The organism is Photobacterium piscicola (genome assembly GCF_900166965.1).
Taxonomy (GTDB): domain Bacteria; phylum Pseudomonadota; class Gammaproteobacteria; order Enterobacterales; family Vibrionaceae; genus Photobacterium; species Photobacterium piscicola.
The window spans coordinates 504150-521704 of sequence record NZ_FUZI01000002.1 but is presented as its reverse complement, the minus strand read 5'-3'; the positions used below and the strand labels follow the sequence as shown (position 1 = coordinate 521704).

The 17555-nt window shown below is 33.2% G+C and carries 13 protein-coding genes and 1 tRNA gene; 12 read left to right on the top strand and 2 right to left on the bottom strand.

Translation table 11 applies throughout. The annotated features are described in order from the left end of the window. The first annotated feature begins 77 nt into the window (after positions 1-77). From ligA to CZ809_RS08615, 3 genes are all read left to right on the top strand, one after another. A complete protein-coding gene (ligA, locus tag CZ809_RS08625) occupies positions 78-2096 on the top strand; it encodes an NAD-dependent DNA ligase LigA (protein ID WP_080157060.1) in 2019 nt (672 codons plus the stop codon). A gap of 525 nt (positions 2097-2621) precedes the next feature. Next, positions 2622-3704 carry a porin gene (locus CZ809_RS08620; protein WP_080157059.1) on the top strand — a complete coding sequence of 361 codons (1083 nt, stop codon included), beginning with the start codon at positions 2622-2624 and terminating at the stop codon, positions 3702-3704. Between the two features lie 80 nt (positions 3705-3784). Beyond that, a complete protein-coding gene (locus CZ809_RS08615; RefSeq protein ID WP_080157057.1) occupies positions 3785-4432 on the top strand; it encodes a YccT family protein in 648 nt (215 codons plus the stop codon). Positions 4433-4490: 58 nt separating this feature from the next. Here CZ809_RS08615 and CZ809_RS08610 read toward each other — a convergent pair whose 3' ends face one another. Further along, the gene (locus CZ809_RS08610) at positions 4491-4679 is read right to left on the bottom strand and encodes a hypothetical protein (protein ID WP_080157055.1); all 189 of its coding nucleotides are present in this window, start codon (positions 4677-4679) and stop codon (positions 4491-4493) included. Between the two features lie 361 nt (positions 4680-5040). Between CZ809_RS08610 and gltX the strand changes: the two genes are divergently transcribed. Continuing rightward, positions 5041-6465 (top strand): glutamate--tRNA ligase, encoded by a 1425-nt coding sequence (gene gltX, locus CZ809_RS08605; RefSeq protein WP_080157053.1) that lies wholly within the window; start codon positions 5041-5043, stop codon positions 6463-6465. Positions 6466-6601: 136 nt separating this feature from the next. Next, positions 6602-6677, top strand: a tRNA-Ala gene (locus tag CZ809_RS08600). Between the two features lie 51 nt (positions 6678-6728). Here CZ809_RS08600 and CZ809_RS08595 read toward each other — a convergent pair. Further along, positions 6729-7265: a hypothetical protein gene (locus CZ809_RS08595; RefSeq protein WP_080157051.1), complete on the bottom strand. Its 537-nt coding sequence runs from the start codon at positions 7263-7265 to the stop codon at positions 6729-6731. 875 nt (positions 7266-8140) lie between these two features. Here CZ809_RS08595 and CZ809_RS08590 point away from each other — a divergent pair. The 7 genes from CZ809_RS08590 to CZ809_RS08560 all read left to right on the top strand — a co-directional run bounded on the left by CZ809_RS08590 (position 8141) and on the right by CZ809_RS08560 (position 17400). Further along, positions 8141-10249: a polysaccharide biosynthesis tyrosine autokinase gene (locus CZ809_RS08590; protein ID WP_080157050.1), complete on the top strand. Its 2109-nt coding sequence runs from the start codon at positions 8141-8143 to the stop codon at positions 10247-10249. A gap of 79 nt (positions 10250-10328) precedes the next feature. Then, a complete protein-coding gene (locus CZ809_RS08585; RefSeq protein WP_080157048.1) occupies positions 10329-11228 on the top strand; it encodes an ATP-grasp fold amidoligase family protein in 900 nt (299 codons plus the stop codon). Between the two features lie 145 nt (positions 11229-11373). Beyond that, on the top strand, positions 11374-12585 hold the full coding sequence (locus CZ809_RS08580; RefSeq protein ID WP_080157046.1) for a hypothetical protein: 1212 nt from the start codon (positions 11374-11376) through the stop codon (positions 12583-12585). Between the two features lie 18 nt (positions 12586-12603). Beyond that, positions 12604-13992 (top strand): lipopolysaccharide biosynthesis protein, encoded by a 1389-nt coding sequence (locus CZ809_RS08575; protein WP_080157045.1) that lies wholly within the window; start codon positions 12604-12606, stop codon positions 13990-13992. Positions 13993-14038: 46 nt separating this feature from the next. Beyond that, on the top strand, positions 14039-15109 hold the full coding sequence (locus tag CZ809_RS08570) for a glycosyltransferase (protein WP_080157043.1): 1071 nt from the start codon (positions 14039-14041) through the stop codon (positions 15107-15109). Positions 15110-15115: 6 nt separating this feature from the next. After that, positions 15116-16273, top strand: coding sequence for a glycosyltransferase family 4 protein (locus CZ809_RS08565; protein ID WP_080157041.1), 1158 nt, complete (start codon positions 15116-15118; stop codon positions 16271-16273). Positions 16274-16341: 68 nt separating this feature from the next. Further along, positions 16342-17400, top strand: coding sequence for a sugar-transfer associated ATP-grasp domain-containing protein (locus CZ809_RS08560; protein ID WP_080157040.1), 1059 nt, complete (start codon positions 16342-16344; stop codon positions 17398-17400). Positions 17401-17555 lie beyond the last annotated feature (155 nt).

Sequence of the window (17555 nt, the reverse complement as noted above, 5' to 3'; positions counted from 1 at the left end):
CTACTGATATAACTATAATGATTTACTGTTTTGTAATCAGAGTCATTAATCGACATTTTCTTCAGGTAGGAATTGAAATGAGCACCGACCTTCAGCAACAACTTGCCAGCTTAAAACAACAATTAGATTATCATGGCCATCGTTATTACGTTGAAGATAACCCTGAGATACCGGATGCTGAATATGATCGTCTGATGCAACAGTTATTGGCGATAGAAGCTGAATATCCACAATGGGTAACACCTGACTCACCAAGCCAACGTGTTGGTGGCAGTGCCCTAGACGGTTTCACTCAAGTAACCCATGAAATTCCAATGTTATCATTAGGTAATGCATTTAATGATGATGATTTACGTGATTTTCAAAAACGTCTTCAAGATCGATTACGAGATAACAGCAGTATTCATTACTGCTGCGAACCTAAGTTAGATGGCTTAGCGGTAAGTTTATTGTATGAGAATGGCATTCTGGTGCAAGCAGCAACACGAGGTGATGGTACAACGGGTGAAAATATCACTCATAACGTACGTACGATTGGTGCAATCCCATTACGTTTACGCGGTGATGATTGGCCGCAGCGTTTGGAAGTGCGCGGTGAAGTCTTTATGCCAAAGAAAGGCTTTGACGAGCTAAATGCCAAAGCACTTAAAAAAGGCCTTAAAACTTTTGCTAACCCACGTAATGCTGCAGCCGGAAGTTTACGTCAGCTTGATCCTAAAATTACCGCAACGCGTCCACTTAGTTTTTATGCTTATGCGGTAGGAGTCGTTGAGGGACATGAATTAGAGGACACGCAATATCAACGTTTATGTCAACTTAAAGCATGGGGCTTACCTATGTGTCCAGAAATTAGAATGGTTGATAGCATTGAGGCGGTGATTGAATATCATCAAATGATCGGTGATAAACGCCAATCATTAGGGTATGAAATTGATGGAGTTGTGATCAAGGTTGATCAGTTAGATCTACAGTTACAATTAGGTTTTGTTGCGCGTGCACCTCGTTGGGCGATTGCTTATAAGTTTCCAGCCCAAGAAGAAATGACCATTTTAAACAATGTTGAATTTCAAGTTGGCCGCACAGGTGCAATAACACCAGTAGCAAAACTTGAACCAGTATTTGTTGGCGGAGTCACCGTCAGTAATGCGACGTTGCATAATGCTGATGAAGTGTCACGTTTAGGGGTCATGATTGGTGATACGGTGATCATTCGTCGTGCTGGCGATGTTATTCCTCAAATAGCCGCGGTGGTTGAGTCTCGTCGTCCAGCTGATGCTGTTGCGATAGTCTTTCCAACACAATGTCCTGTGTGCCAATCTAAAGTTGAACGGGTTGAAGGAGAGGCTGTAGCGCGTTGTTCTGGTGGCTTATTTTGCCAAGCACAACGTAAAGAAGCACTAAAGCATTTTGTTTCACGTAAAGCATTAGATGTTGATGGCTGTGGTGAAAAAGTGATTGAGCAATTGGTTGATCGCGAGATGGTGATGACGCCTGCTGACTTGTTTAAGTTCAGTGCAGGTGAAGTAACGGTACTTGAGCGCATGGGGCCTAAATCTGCGCAAAAATTAGTTGATGCTTTATCTGCGTCGAAGCAAACAACCCTTGCACGGTTTATTTATTCATTAGGGATTCGTGAGGTGGGTGAAGCGACCGCTGCTAATGTTGCTAATTATTTTGAAACATTAGAGGCGATCAGTCTGGCCTCTAAAGATCAGTTAATAAAAGTACCTGATGTCGGTGAAGTGGTTGCCGCTCATTTGTTCAATTTCTTCCGTGAACCTCACAATACAGCCGCTATTGATGATTTATTGGCACAAGGTATTCATTGGCCTGTGATTGAAAAACCGCAAGCAGGAGTTGAATTACCGCTAGATGGCAAAGTTGTTGTGCTAACAGGATCATTGTCACAATTAACCCGTGGTGATGCTAAAGCGGCATTACAGGCATTAGGGGCGAAAGTGACGGGCAGTGTTTCTAAAAAGACTGATTTATTAGTTGCAGGTGAAGCCGCTGGCTCTAAATTAACCAAAGCTCAAGAATTAAATATTGAAATTTGGGATGAACAACAGCTCGTCGATTTAATAAATAACGCCTAAAAAGACCAATATTTGAGACTGAAGCCCCACCTTGTGGGGCTTTTTTTTGGGTGGAAATCGGTAATTATTATTGATGAAAGACTTAATTTTTAGCGTTTATTTAATGGTGCTCATAATCAAATTTTCATATAAGCAACAATGAGAGTGTTGTTTTGTATATTATTAATCATTGTATTTATAAAATACGACGCTGTTCACAATAATATCTCGTTATCGTATTAAGCTTTTGTTTTTATTTAATTATTTGTTTGGTGTGAAGTGACGTATCAAACATATGACATTGATCACGATAGCGTCAAAAGTTTGCACTCAATCATATTTTCAATATTAAAAAGTAAGTTCTTATTGATGTTTTGCGCCGCGAAAGTAGTCTTAATGCCGAAGTAAGTTAAAAGTTCAATTTAAAACGAAATAATATGCATTGGTCGAATTGATTCGGCTGACATATAGGAGATTTACTTGCCACCTTCGGCGGCCAACCTTTCAGGGGCAAGTAAACAGCTAATATCTTTTAGGAGTTATTCCATGGAAATTAAAAAATCTTTACTTGCACTAGCAGTATCATCATTAGTTATGTCTGGTTCTGCTTTTGCTGCAGATGCTGATGCTGTATCTATCGAAAAATTAAAAGAATCATTTTCGTATGAAGTATACGGTGTTATTGCGATGCAAGCCTTAACTCGTGATTACAATGATGCGGGTAAAGCTCTTTGGGCTGAAGATAGCAACTGGAAATTAAATAACGAATCACGTATCGGTTTCCGTGGTAGTAAAGATTTAGCTAAAGGACCAACATTTATTTGGCAAATTGAATCTGGTTATGTTGGTGGTAGCAGTGCTGCACCTGGCGCAGATGGTAAATTAGGTGTTCGTGATACTTTCGTTGGTTTTGAAGGCGATTCTTGGGGTAAAATCCGCGTAGGTCGTGTACTAACACCAATTTATGAAATCATTGACTGGCCTGGATCAAACCCTGGCCTAGGTGATGTTTACGACTGGGGTTACGGTATCGCTGGTGCACCATACCAAGATCGTCAATCTGATACAGTTCGTTGGGATTCTCCTACTTGGGGTGGTTTTAGCGTTGATTTAGCATTCGGTCGTGGTGATAAAGTTGCTGAAGCAGATAGTAACTGGGCTGGCGCTGCAGCACACTACACTTTTGGTGGCCTTACTTTACAAGGTGCTTACGAGCATAATAATACTGGCGACTGGAAAAACGACACTTACTTAGTGGGTGCTCAAGGTAACTTTGAGAACGGTCTTGGTTTCTTTGCTCAATATAAGATGATGGAAGCTGAAGCTCAAGTCGCTGGTGTTGATGATCAAAGCCAAAACTCATACACCGTTGGTGTTATGTACAATGTATCTGATTACCAATTCAAAATCGGTTACGCAGCAAATGACAAGTTAGAAGATGGCGGCCAAAAAGTAGCACATACTGATGACTCTGTAATTTCTGGTCAAGTAATGTACTTCATTGATCCATCAGCAGTTGTTTACACTCGTGTTCGTCATGTTGAACGCGGTGAAGGTGAAGCTAAGCGTGTAGATAACGCAAACCCAGAGTTCATGGAATACTCTGTAGGTGTTGAATACTACTTCTAATAATCAATTATTAATTATTAGTCTTATAAAGAACGAGCAAATGCTCGTTCTTTTATTTAAATATAAGCAGGGTACTTTGTATGAAAAAAAAGATAATTTGTTGCTTGTTACCGCTAGTATCGCTGTTTTCTAGCAATATTTATGCTGATGTTAAATTACAATCGGCGAAAGAAATGAATGCCGTTGTTGTTAATGGGAAAGCGGAAGGTTGGTCTTTTATTCAAGGTACTAATAATATTATTTTACCAAATGGTGAAAATCAGATTTTATTCCAGATGGGTAAAATTGTTTTAGAAGATGCCGCTAAGAAAAAATTTAACTCAATACCACTATTAATTAAATTTGAAAGTCAAGATTCAGTTCTTACGCTAAGTTACCCTAATATTAGAACATTAGATCAAGCTAAATCATTTGATAAATCACCACAGATAAAATTAAAAAACAGTAATGGTGAGGATGTTGCGTTTGAATTAAAGCAATTAGATAATAATGGATTACAGAACTTCCGTGACTATGAAAGAGAAGTTGCTAATTATAATAAATTAGGTGGTATTGCTGCGTTAACTCAAGTGTCACCTGAACCGCAGTTGCAGACTAAAGCAGTGTTCACGCCTTCAGATGTGAAACCATCACCAGAAGCGAAAATGGTATTTTTGAAAAATGCCTTTACATCTTTAAGCCCTGAAGAGAAGCAACAGTTCATGTCTTGGGGATTAAAACATTTATAATTTATATTAATGAGATAAAGCGTCTTTGAGTATAATTTGACGCTTTACCTCAATCATATCAAAGATGATATGTGCCATTATTATGCTGACAGAATACAACGGGCATATAATCTTTAGTCCCATCAGGTAAGTGGCATTCAACACTTGGTCCTGTCGCACTATTCCCACTGTTTGAGTAACCTTCTGCCTGCAAAGTAAATGGCATAATCAAAAGTGCTCCAGCGCAAAGTCCTAAAAGTTTTTTCATATTTAGTTCCTTTTTTTGAGAGGTTGCTAGCAAATTTACACTTCCAGTCTGGTTTAGGTATTGTAATTTCGCAAGTTAAAGTAATTAATTTTTATATTGAATAAAGTATTAGTCATGTTTTCATTCGTAATGACGTCAATAAGTACTTCATCGTTGCAATGATCATGCTTTTTTATTTTTAGCTGTCTTACTTTTTAAATTTGCAGAGTTCAGTAGTAATAACGTCATAATTATCAAATTGAATTTTGTCTTGTGAAACAGATCAAAGATTGTAGATCTTGGTTACAGTGCTAAAATACCTACCAATAGATTCAGCACAGTAGCTTTTACTGTGTCATCCATCATTCATAAGGTAATCTCAATGACGGTTAAAACTCGCTTTGCACCAAGCCCAACAGGCTTTTTGCACGTTGGTGGTGCGCGTACAGCATTGTATTCATGGCTATTTGCTAAGCACATGGGCGGTGAATTCGTATTACGTATCGAAGACACAGATCTTGAGCGTTCAACGCAAGAAGCGATTGATGCGATCATGGAAGGCATGGAGTGGTTAGAATTAAATTGGGATGAAGGTCCTTACTACCAGACTAAGCGTTTTGATCGTTATAACGAAGTGGTTGATCAACTACTTGCAGAAGATAAAGCATATAAATGTTACTGCCCAAAAGAATTGCTTGATGAAATTCGTGAGCAGCAAATGGCTGACGGTGTAAAACCGCGCTATGATGCTAATCACCCAAAAATTGTTGCAGCAAATGCAGCAGCAACAGCTGATTCTCCTTTCTGTATTCGTTTCCGTAATCCAAAAGAAGGCACAGTGATCTTTGATGATAAGATCCGTGGCCATATTGAGATTGCTAACAGCGAGCTAGATGATTTAATTATTCGTCGTACAGACGGTAGCCCAACATACAACTTCTGTGTTGTTATTGATGACTGGGATATGGGTATTACGCAAGTTGTTCGTGGTGAAGATCACATCAACAACACTCCACGTCAAATCAACATCTATGAAGCATTAGGTGCACCAGTGCCTGAGTTTGCACACTGTGCAATGATCTTAGGTGATGATGGCGCTAAATTATCTAAGCGTCATGGCGCTGTTGGTGTAATGCAATACCGTGATGACGGTTTCCTACCGCATGCTCTACTAAACTACTTAGTTCGTTTAGGTTGGTCGCATGGTGACCAAGAAATCTTCTCACTACAAGAGATGATTGATTGCTTTACGCTTGAGTCTGTAAGCAAGTCAGCATCAGCATTCAATACTGATAAATTGTTATGGCTAAACAACCATTACATTAAAACAGCAGCACCTGAATATGTTGCTAAATACCTACAATGGCATTTAGACCAAAAACAAATTTCCATTGAAAATGGTCCTGCTATTACTGACGTTATCACGTTAGTGGGTGAGCGTTGTCATACACTGATCGAACTAGCAGAGCAATCACGCTACTTCTACCAAGACTTCAGTGAGTTTGAAGCGGGTGCAGCTAAGAAGCACTTACGTCCAGTTGCTAAAGATGCATTGGCACTAGCACTTGCTAAAGTTGAAGCATTAGATGAATGGACAACTGAAAATCTACATGCGGTAACAACACAAGTTTGTGAAGAGCTTGAGTTAGGCATGGGTAAAGTAGGTATGCCTCTGCGTGTTGCAGTAACTGGTCAAGGCCAATCGCCATCAGTTGATGCGGTAATGCAATTGATTGGTAAAGAGCGTGTCATTACACGTATTAAGATGGCATTAGATTATATCGCAGAGCGTGAAGCTAACGCTTAAGTATTTGTTTTTATAAAGACAAGCGGAAGCATCACTGATGTTTTCGCTTTTTTTATAACTAGCGTAAAGTAGATCACATTTTTTGTTTTATCGTCGTGACATTTATTAAAAACATCAATACTATAAGCATCATATTGGGGCTATAGCTCAGCTGGGAGAGCGCTTCGCTGGCAGCGAAGAGGTCATCGGTTCGATCCCGTTTAGCTCCACCAAATTTAAAACCTCGTCAGTTATCTGACGAGGTTTTTTGCGTTTAGTTATATTTAAAAACGCGCATTAATAATTGGGAAAATTGGAAGGTTTTTACTTACAAAAGTGCCTGATTTATCATAGTTAATTAAACCTATCTGCACTCCTTTATTAATGTGGTCTGTCGCATTAACTAAACCGAACTGAAGTCCATTAAGTGATCCAGCGTAGTTGAAGGTACCAAATTGAGCGCCAGTAAAATTATTGGCTGTGTAGTTTACTAAACCAAAGTCAGCACCTGTAGCTTTGCCTTCGTTCCAGTTAGCTAAACCAAATTCTAAACCTTTCATACTGGATGTAGTATGGTTAACACCAAAGGCTAAACCAAAGTTAAGTCCGGTAAAATCATTGATAGTCGATAAGCCTAGCAATGAAAAGTTAACACCTTTTACTTGGTTTGTTTGGCCGTAAAGTATGTTTAAACGCGCTCCAGAGACATTACCAGCAGGTAAATTTACACCAGGTACAGAAAGTTGTACGGGTGTGTTAGCCATTGCTATTGGTGATAAAATAGCGGTTGTTAAAGCGATCATTACAGAAGTTATTTTCATATGAATACCCTAAATATAGATGACTGATATTTAGAAAATCTTATATCAAATATAATAAGACATATATAGTAAAGCCCAAAAAACAAATGAAAATAAGCTTTTGAAATTAGCAAAATTCGTTATTTAAATTATAGGTTTTTTTAATTTATTAGATGATATAAGTAAAAGTTTTATTAAATAATGAGTTTTATTTGATGTAGTATAAGTGTTTTTTATTAAGTGTATATTTATTTCTTTTATGTCGTATTTAATTATAGTTAATAATTGTCGTTAATGTATTCACTGTGCAAATAATTGACATGGTAAACATTGTAATAATTATTGCTATGCTTGTTTTTAGTACTTAAATTATTTTTTTTATTTTAATATTCTTTTTGATTTTAATTTATTGTTAGTGTTCACTATTCTTTATCATGTTGATTCTTATGTATTTTATTTTTTTATTTTAGGTTTTCTTGTTAATTCAAAAGATTTAAATGGTGTTGGTTTATTATTTTCTTTATTGTTGTCACGTTTGAAAACAATTGTATCAATGGAAATTAATTAACCATTAAATGTTTATTGGTTAATTAATTTTATTATTTAATGTGATTGTTAATTAACCGCCATATATATCCGTGATTTAAAGGTTTTTATATGGTCATAAATAGATTTAACACGAAAAAATAAAAGATGAAGTAAGATAAACGCAAATGAGGGGCTGTAACCTTAGGGCGGTAGCGTATTTGATTATTGGCATATATCTTCATTGTTTGTCTGTCTGAGAACTCATCGATAGAGTAAATAATGTCTTAGATGTAGTTAAATACTCTTATTATTTAATCGAAAATTTTTAAAAATTCCTTTTAGTTAACCATTTCGGATTGAAATCATTCATGACTGCCATTAGTAATAAACAAGTAAAATCCATTTCGACAGCGAATGAAGAAATCGACTTAGGTAAGATTTTTGGTGTTTTGCGAGATAGTAAAAAATCTATTCTTGCTTTAACCCTAGTTTTTACTTTATTAGGTCTGATTTATTCTGTTTTTGCTACTCCTATTTATAGATCTGATGTATTGATTCAAGTTGATTCAAAAAGTGATGGCTCTCCTGCTTTTGGAGAAGCGATGGCAAAAGAATTTACAACTGAATCATCAGCAGTTACCGAGATAGAGTTAATTAAATCTCGTCGCGTTATTGGTAAAACAGTCGATAAATTAAACCTAACAACGTCAGTTACTCCTGATTACTTCCCTATTTTTGGTAAAGGTTTTGCACGATTAACTCATACTCAAAGTAGTGCAACTGTAGCGCACTTCTCTATGCCTACTAACGCACAAAAAAATGTTTACCAGTTAAAGATTGTTAATATAGATACTGGTGAATTTGCATTAACTGATGAAGATAATGCAAACGTTAAATTAACGGGTTTTGTAGGGCAACCAGTTAAAGAACAAGGTTATGATTTATTGGTAACAGCGTTAACTGGTGCGAATAATGACACTTTTACAGTTAAACAAATTTCTCGCTTTGATATTATTACTTATTTCCAAGAATCATTAATTGCAGCTGAAAAAGGTAAAGATACCGGTATTGTTGAAGTTTCACTAAAGGGTCAGAACCGACTAAAGACTCAACGTATTCTGAATAGTATCAGTGAAAACTATTACTTATTGAATGCAGACCGAGCTGCGGCAAGTGCAGATAAGAGCTTAGCGTTTTTAGAAGGACGTCTACCAGCAATCAAAGCGGAATTAACCACGGCTGAAAATAAGTTAAATCAATACCGTGAAGCTAATCAATCAGTTAATATAGAATTGCAAGCAAAATCTTCACTTGACGAGCTTGTTGCTTTAACGGGTCAAATTAATGAATTGAGTTTCCAAGAGGCCGATATTTCACGAAGCTATACTAAAGAGCATCCACTTTATAAAGCATTAATTGAAAAACGTAATGATTTACTGGCTCAAAAGAATCGTTTAACTCGTAAAATTGATCAAATGCCAGAAACACAACGTGAAATTATTCGCTTAACGCGCCATGTTGATGTTAACCAGCAAACATATATGCAAATTCTTAATAAAATTCAAGAGCTTGATATAGTTAAAGCTAGTAGTTCTGCAAGTGTTCAAATTATTGATACAGCATCAAGTAGTGTTAAGCCTATTGCACCTAACCGTGTAATGCTCGTTGTTGCTCCTGCTATTATTGGCCTGATTCTTGGTGCATTAATCGCATTATTCCGTGTTATTTTAAATAATACTGTTGTTGATCCTCAGCAATTAAAACTAATGGGTTTACCTGTTTTTGCTTCAGTTCCAAAAACGAAGAAGCTGCCAAATGCGATTTTAGCGGAAGTTGATTCAGATGATATCTCAATTGAAGCACTACGTATGTTACGTAACCGCATGTTGTTAGCAATGAATAATGCAAGTAATAATACAGTATTATTAACAAGCGCTAGTTCAATGGTTAAATCAGGAAAAACATTTGTTATTACTAATGTTGCAGCATTAATGGCTGAAGCAGGTAAGCGAGTGTTAATTATTGATGCCGATATGCGTAAAGGTAAAATTGCATCAACACTAAATGGTAAGCAAGCAAATGGTTTAGCTGAGCTACTTAGTGGTAAAAATGATCTGAAAACAGTAATAAAGACATCTACAATTGCTAATCTAGATTATATTTCTGGTGGCGAACATGTACATTCACCTGCCGAATTGCTAATGCATGATCAATTTAAAACATTATTAGCATGGGCTTCTGAACACTATGATGTTGTTATTGTTAATTCACCACCAGTATTAGCTGTTGTTGATGCTGCGATTATCGGTGCTACTGTTGGTACAACAGTAATGGTTGGCAGTTATGGTGAGGATACTTTAAAAGATATCGAACAAGCTAAGCAAAAGTTTGAAGATAATGGTATTGAAGTTGATGGATTTGTTTTAAATAACGCAATGAAGAAAACAAGTAATCAAGCTATCTTTAAAAAGTATTGATAAGTTATTTTTAATTTCAAAATAATTATGGCAAGTAATTGCCATAATTATAATTTCCCTTTATATAAAGATATAAGTAATGCGTAAAATAATTAATCTCATTTGTAATAAAAGTAAATTAGCTAGAGAATTAAGATATAACTTTAGTTTTATACGTGAAACTGGTTATATACCATCATTTAAAAACCCTAAAACATATAATGAAAAAATAAACTATCGCAAGCATAACCCTAAACATGAATTATTTAGTGTTTGTGCTGATAAGATTAAATCTAAAGAATATGTAGCAGAAAAACTATCTTCAGATTACATTATTGAAAACTATTATGTTGGCGATAGTATTACTGTAGATAAAATTAAAGAAATTCTTGCTGATAAAGGTGATTTGTTATTAAAAGCGAATCATAATTCTGGACCAGTTTATTTAATCACAACTGAAGCTACAGATGATGAGATTACTCGTAAGGTTGATGATGTAAATAATCAATTAAAAGTAGATTATGGTAAGCAGCTAAATGAACCTTGGTATAGTGACATAAAACGAGGTGTATTAGTTGAAAAAAGGTTATCTCCTCAAGAAGGCGAAACTGATGTTCGTGATTATAAATTCCATGTTTTCAAACAAAATGATGGTAGTTTTAAAATCATTGTACAAATAGATTTTGACCGTAGTGGTAATCATACTCGTTCTTTCTTTGATGATGAATTGAATTGGCTTCCATTCTATACTTTGTACTCAGATACTGGCGTATGCATTAAAACATCAATTGAAATGCCTAAGAATTACGATCTAATGTTAACTGCAGCTAAAACATTAGCTGAACCATTTAGTTATGTTCGTGTTGATTTCTATAATGTCGATGGTGCTATTTACTTTGGTGAATTGACTTTTGCTCAGGGAAGTGGCCGTTCAGGGCTTACAAATAAAGCATACGATCTTTGGTTAGGCCGCTTATGGGAAGGCGACCCCTCTTATTAAATTCCATATTGATTAAATATAAAGTTAAATACTTAGTTCTGTTTTTCATTATATTTACTGATTATATATACAATAAATTACCAAATTATAATGTATAACTTGGTAATTTATTATACATCTCACTTCACATTATGATTTAATAAATATGATGTCAAATACTAAAATAAGCCAAGTTGTATTTTGGATATCTGTAGCAATTATCTTTATCGGATTTATGGAAAACATTAATGAGTTAAGATATGACTTAATGATTCCATTAATAGCTATAGGGTGGGTATTACACTTTACTTATAGTGATCATAAGATTGATAGTCAGAGTACTAAGTCCTTTATATTGCTTTCTGGAATTATTGCACTAATTGCGTTACCTTCACTACTTAAAATTTACCCTCATATACATAATCTAATAAATTATACTTATTATAGTTTTACTGTGGGTATGATCGTAAAGTTATTCTCGGTATATAGTACTTTTGTATTTTTAAAAGGGGATACCGATAAATTAGAAAGAATGATTAAATATGTTTTAATTCTTAATTTATCGATGTTCTTTATTCAATTTATAATAGTATTCCCTACTGGTATTTATATTGATCCATTAAAATTAATAACAGGGGAGTCATCACGATATGGCAGTGATATCTTTGTCCCTCTTATTGGTAATATATATCGTTGTACTGGATTCTATGAAGAACCATCAACGTATGCCGGATTTATTGTTGTTCTTTTAGCATCCAAACTTTATTTAAATCCGAAAGTAGATAAATTAGTTATTTTCTCTGCTTTATCTATTATTTTATCTTTTTCTGTTGCCGCAATTGTTTATGGATTAATCATTATTGGTTATTTCCTTTTACGCAGTAAAGCGAGTTACTTGAAATATATTTTGTTTTTGTTATCCCCATTACTTGTGGCTGCTATTATAGGTATTGCTATTCAGCGCCTAACTTCATTGGGTGGTGATGCTCAAGATATTCGTAGTAATTTGAATGATATGGTATTTGATCAGAATTTAATGATCCTTATCTTTGGCAATGGTGCTTTAGGTATTATGCCTGAAGCTGCACATATAATGAACACAACAGGAGATATATTTAAATTAGGTATAGCTTCGTTGAATGATAATGGTATGTGGTTATTCTTTATCATTAAATTTGGATTTGCTGGATTAGCAATAATAATATCTTATTTATTTATTAAATCTAAAACATTACTCAATAGAATTATGTTTTTAGTTATATTATTAACTAAATTAAGTTTTTTATACTTTGGATTTATATTCTATTTCTTTTTAGTCTTTAATAATAAACCAGAATTAGAGGAGTCAGACAATGGAACCAAAAGTGAAGTCGAGTAAACAAAGGGATCTGTTTTTGTGAATATTCGAGAATTCAAAGCTTTTTTTTGGAGCTTTATTGATGGTGTTGGCTCTCAGGGTAGCCAATTAATTATTACCATCATGTTAGCTCGACTACTGACTCCTGCTGATTTTGGTGTGATTGGTTTAATTTCAGTCGTTGTATATTTATCGAATGTTATAGGTAACGGTGGTTTAAATAGTAGTCTAATTAGAAAATCTAAACCATCTGCCGATGATTTTACATCAGTATTCATTTTTAATATAACACTTGGTATATTGCTTTATGTTATTATTTTCTTATCATCAGGATTTTTATCGCATTTTTTAAATTTACCTCAAGCTGAAATTTACCTCAAAGTATATGCATTAAGTATTATATTTACTGCATTGGAACAAATTCAACGTGTAAAATTAACAATCGATCTTAATTTCAAAACACAGGCTAAAATTACATTATTTTCGGTTATTTTCAGTGGTATAGTTGCATTAATTTTAGCTAAACTTGGCTTTGGTGTATGGGCTTTAATTGCACAAGCTGTTGTTTTATCTATTATTAGATGTGCTATTTTTTGGTATGTGATCGGTTGGAGACCAACTGGGCATTTTAAAATGCCACTATTATTAGAACATTTAAATTTTGGATATAAATTATTACTAGGCAATGTTGTTGATGTTGCGTATAGATATATGTTTAATTTGGGTATTGGTAAGTTTTATTCTGTAACGGATCTTGGTTTTTATAATCAGGCTACAAAACTTACAGAAGTACCATCTATGACGATAACAACAGTTGTTCGTCGTGTAAATTACCCTATTATTAGTAAATTAAGAAATAATAATAAGTGTTATTTTGATAATTTAAATAATATAGCTTCTTATATTGTAGCTGTTTATTTACCTATTACATTATGGTTATCATTTAATTCTCATAATATAGTATTGAAGTTATTAGGTGAAAGATGGATTGATGCTAGTCCTTTTTTATCAATATTAGCTATTGCTTTCTTTATTGTGCCATTATCTAATTTATTTGGTAATATTTTATCAGTTGAAGGACGGACTGATTTATATTTTAAAATAAGATTGATTGTTAAATTTATTCTTGGAGTGTTATTTTTCATTATCCATTCTTATGGTATTTATGTTGTATTATTTTTCATAATATTTGCAACCATATTTGAATGGTTTGTTAATATTATAGTTTCATATAAATATTTCAATTTTCCTGTATTAAAATATTTCAAGAGATTATTATTAATCACTATTCCAATAGTTATTTCTAGCTTTTTGGTTAATCATTATATCAATATAGATTCAACAATAGGTGATTTAGCTATGAAGCTAATAGTAAGTATGATTATACCTGCTTGTATCTTATTTTTATTATCGAAAGAAAAGGTTTAATTAATAGCCTTTATTGATTACTTACTATTATTTATTTGGTTATATTATGTCACAAAAAAGTATAGATTTATTTATTGATGCAATAAGGAAGGGTGGCGCTGAGCGCGTTTGTGTAAATTATGCAAACTATTTGGTAGATAATGGCTATAAGATACGAATTGTTATATTTAAAGAGTATGAAGATTCTTATATTGATCTTGTAGATAAGCGTGTTGAGATTATAACTTTAGGTTGTCATGATGCTTCATCGATGATTAAAAAGGTAAAGGCTATAAACTTTATCTTTTCTGATACAGTTATAGTATTTAATCATCAAATGTCTATTGCATTATGGTTCTATCGCCAATTTGGCTGTAAACAGAAATTTAAGTTAATATCTCGTAATGTGAATTATCTAAGCCGAGATTTATATACATCTAAAAATTCAATAAAAAAATGGGTGACTATTTTATTAACTAAAATAATATATCGTCGTATTGATTGTTTTATTGCCCAATGCAATGACATGAAAAATGACATGGTAAATTACCTTTCTGTACCTGAGAGTAAAATTACAGTTATATATAATCCAGTATCTACTAGTGTTTATAAAAAAGAAAATGTAGAGAAAGATATTGATATTTTATTTGTTGGTAGAATAAGCAAGCAGAAAGGGTTGCCGTATTTAGTTTCCGTTATCGATAGCATTATTAATAAAGAGCAAGCTAAAGTTTGTATTGTTGGTAAAGGTGTTCTTGAAGAGCAATTAGATAAAGAATTATCTGTCATAGAAAATAAATATAATATTAAAATATTACGAGTTCGTTCAACTAATGATGTTAATAGTTATTATAATCGAGCAAAAGTAACGATATTAACCTCTCTTTATGAAGGATATCCAAATGTATTGGCAGAATCATTAACTGCAGGTACTCCTGTTGTTTCTTTTGACTGTCAAAGTGGTCCTGAAGAAATTATTCGTGATGGAATTAATGGCTACTTGGTTCCATGTTTTAATACGGAAATATTTGTTGATAAACTAGAATTAATTCTAAACGGAAAGACATTATCTGACGTCCGTGATTTTAATAGTGAAAACAGTTTTAACCTTTTAGAAGAATTGATTAATAAAGAGTAAATAATAATGAGTAAAAAAATTCTGGTTATTAGTGATCATCGAGGAGGTGGTGCTGGACATGTAGCAACACAGTCTGGATTATTATTCTCAGATCAAGGTTATAATGTTGATTATATTTTTGGTGATGATTATTTTAAGTTTAATGCTGTAGGATATTGTTGCAATTATAGCGCGATTGATATAATTAGAAAAAAATTAGCAATTAGTAAGCCAGAAATTATTTTAATCCATAACTTTGATCACTTATGGAGTCCGTTTTTTTTAGTTGAAATTAATAAATATAAAGAAAAAACTGGAGCTAAAGTAATTATGACTGTTCATGATTACCATATAGTTTCTGCTTCAAATTCTTTATCTTATTATGAAAATACAGAAAAAAAATTCTTTAAAGATCCACCTTCATTTAAACAATTAGTGACTAAAAAACTTGATAGACGTAGCTATATTTATGGATTGGCAAGGTTAGTGCAGTGGTATCCATATTATTCTGTATTGAATTTGCAAAAAACGTTTGATCATTTTATGTGTCCGAGTGAATTTATTTATAAGCAAGTAGTCAAGCGATTCGATCCTTCTATTGTAAGTGTTGTACATAATCCGACATCTGCAACTATTTCATCGTGTCAACTTGATAATGATGACGTTGTTATTACCTTTGCTGGGCGTTTAAGTAAAGATAAAGGAATTTATGATTTTATTAAATCGATAGCTGACTCAAAATTAGTATCACCTAAGCATATTACTATCAACATTATTGGAAAAGGTCCTTATTTTGATGATATTGAGAGACTAGTTGATACTCTGAAAGAGCAAAATATTACTATTGTATTACATGGGTTACAAAAATTTGAAATTGTAAAATCTATTTTTGAAAACTCTTCATATGTATTATTACCGTCATTATGTTATGAAAATGCACCATTAACCTTGGTTGAAGGTGTTTTTGCTGGCTGTAAAGTATTAACTATGAATTATGGTGGTATGGTTGAGATTGCAGATAAGCTTAATCTTTCAATATTGATGGATGATTTTAGTCCGAAATCTATTCAATTTGTTTTTGATAATTTAAATACAAAAAAAGAAGAGCAATCGACTTTAGATAAATTTTATCAGGATTATTCAAATGATAACTATATCTCTAAGGTCAAAGAAATTATTTCATGATTTAATTTATTATTATGTAATGTTGAGTAAGTAATTAATATAAATACAAATCTAACTTGGATTTTGAAATGTTTACTAAATTATTTATTATAAATAATTTAGTAAAGTTAAGGTTTAAAATGAAAAATAGCTTTTTACGTCGTCGTTTTTTTGAGCTTCGTGTAACAATAAAAGATTTAATTTGGGGTGTTAAGAATCCTGAGTCTTTTAAACGGAAAAATAATTTAAGCCCAATAATGGGACGTTTTTCATCTTATAAATTTGAGCAACTCTCTGGAATACAGTCAAATGATTATGTATCAGATTGTTTTTATTTTAATAAGATAGAAGCAAAAATAAATAATTTTGAATTAAGCGATTATTTTAATCATAAAGGCTATTTACCTTCGATCTTACAGTCAAATGCAATTCCATTACTGTTTAATTATATTTCTGGTATTGTTTATGATGCTGAAGATAAAGTTATTGATGCAAGTATAGTTGCTGAACGATTACGTAATGATCCTAATAATACTGAATTTGTTATTAAAAGAAGTGTTGGGACTGGTGGTGGTGAAAGTGTAGAGATTGGAAGTGCGAATGAAATTATTCCTTTTTTTAATTTATATGCAAAAAAGAAATATGATTTCGTTATCCAACCATTAATTAAACAACATGATTTGTTAGCTGCTTTTAATCCATCATCACTAAATACTGTACGTATTATGACATTAGCTTATGACAATAATGTTCATCATGTTTCAAGTATGGTAAAAATGGGTGGACCTGGCGGCCGAATTGATAATGTTAGTGCCGGTGGTTTGTGTATTGGAATTAAAGATGATGGTTCTTTAACTACTTTTGGTTTTGACTGTTATTTAAATAAAACTACTCGTCATCCCCAAACACAACTTAGTTTTCCTGATAACTACGAAATACCATATTTTAATGAAATGGTTGAAGTGGTAAAAGATAAGCATAAGTTATTTAAAAGTCATGGAATTATCTCCTGGGATGTAAGTGTAGATAATGATGGCTATGTTACTATTGTTGAATGCAATACTGCTTGGAGTGGTTTGGAATCACATCAAGCTTTTCATGGCCCTGTCTTCAAAAGGCACATGGAATACATAAAGAATATCAATTGATAGTGGGTATTTTTGTTGTTGAAATAATGTAAATTATCTTTTTTTATAAACATTTACACTTAATATTATTTATTCTCCTGAAAGTTGGGCATAAGTCTAAATTATTAGTTATTTTATCGAAATCTAGATGCTTATAATAATAAACGACAAGATTA

What these genes read in the sequence shown, in the direction of transcription:
- ligA (WP_080157060.1), top strand. Translation starts at nt 78, where the DNA reads ATGAGCACCGACCTTCAGCAACAACTTGCCAGCTTAAAACAACAATTA.
- CZ809_RS08620 (WP_080157059.1), top strand. Translation starts at nt 2,622, where the DNA reads ATGGAAATTAAAAAATCTTTACTTGCACTAGCAGTATCATCATTAGTT.
- CZ809_RS08615 (WP_080157057.1), top strand. Translation starts at nt 3,785, where the DNA reads ATGAAAAAAAAGATAATTTGTTGCTTGTTACCGCTAGTATCGCTGTTT.
- CZ809_RS08610 (WP_080157055.1), bottom strand. Translation starts at nt 4,679, where the DNA reads ATGAAAAAACTTTTAGGACTTTGCGCTGGAGCACTTTTGATTATGCCA.
- gltX (WP_080157053.1), top strand. Translation starts at nt 5,041, where the DNA reads ATGACGGTTAAAACTCGCTTTGCACCAAGCCCAACAGGCTTTTTGCAC.
- CZ809_RS08595 (WP_080157051.1), bottom strand. Translation starts at nt 7,265, where the DNA reads ATGAAAATAACTTCTGTAATGATCGCTTTAACAACCGCTATTTTATCA.
- CZ809_RS08590 (WP_080157050.1), top strand. Translation starts at nt 8,141, where the DNA reads ATGACTGCCATTAGTAATAAACAAGTAAAATCCATTTCGACAGCGAAT.
- CZ809_RS08585 (WP_080157048.1), top strand. Translation starts at nt 10,329, where the DNA reads ATGCGTAAAATAATTAATCTCATTTGTAATAAAAGTAAATTAGCTAGA.
- CZ809_RS08580 (WP_080157046.1), top strand. Translation starts at nt 11,374, where the DNA reads ATGATGTCAAATACTAAAATAAGCCAAGTTGTATTTTGGATATCTGTA.
- CZ809_RS08570 (WP_080157043.1), top strand. Translation starts at nt 14,039, where the DNA reads ATGTCACAAAAAAGTATAGATTTATTTATTGATGCAATAAGGAAGGGT.
- CZ809_RS08565 (WP_080157041.1), top strand. Translation starts at nt 15,116, where the DNA reads ATGAGTAAAAAAATTCTGGTTATTAGTGATCATCGAGGAGGTGGTGCT.
- CZ809_RS08560 (WP_080157040.1), top strand. Translation starts at nt 16,342, where the DNA reads ATGTTTACTAAATTATTTATTATAAATAATTTAGTAAAGTTAAGGTTT.